The 516-nt window shown below is 36.0% G+C and carries 1 pseudogene; it reads left to right on the forward strand.

What is annotated here, in order from left to right:
• Positions 1-174 precede the first annotated feature (174 nt).
• Positions 175-516 (forward strand): annotated as a pseudogene (locus tag HZY94_RS03040) (transposase); the annotation flags it as partial.

Here is a 516-nt window from a genome sequence, read left to right on the forward strand (position 1 = left end):
TCTATCTGTAATTCCGAGTAATTCTGTGGTATTATAAATAAGTTCCATATGATTCTCCTAATGTTGGTTTGGTCACTATTCATTATAGGTCATATGGGGCTTTTTTTGTACCTCAAAAAGCCCTATAATCCCTATTTTGGGTCGTTACCCACTATAGAAATTATAGAGCCAAAAGAATATCGACGTCTAAAGCGGTATTGGAAAATCATACAAACCGATAGCCGCAAATTGAGCACAAAACGCACTTATCAACCTATGTTTCAAATGCATCTAACTAGTCAAGAAATACTGGATGAACTACTTGGGTATTCTGAGGAACTAAACCAGTATTACCAACTTTATCAGATGCTTCTATTCCACATTAAGAACAAAGATACGGTTTGTAATGCCCCTAGAATTGCCTTATTCCAATGCAAGACTAGAGGCAACTAATAATCTCATCAAGGTTATCAAACGGAATGCCTTTGGTTTCAGGAACTTTGACAATTTTAAGAAACGCATTTTCCTAGCCTTGAA

It is taken from the genome of Streptococcus danieliae (genome assembly GCF_013415245.1).
Lineage (GTDB): Bacteria > Bacillota > Bacilli > Lactobacillales > Streptococcaceae > Streptococcus > Streptococcus danieliae_A.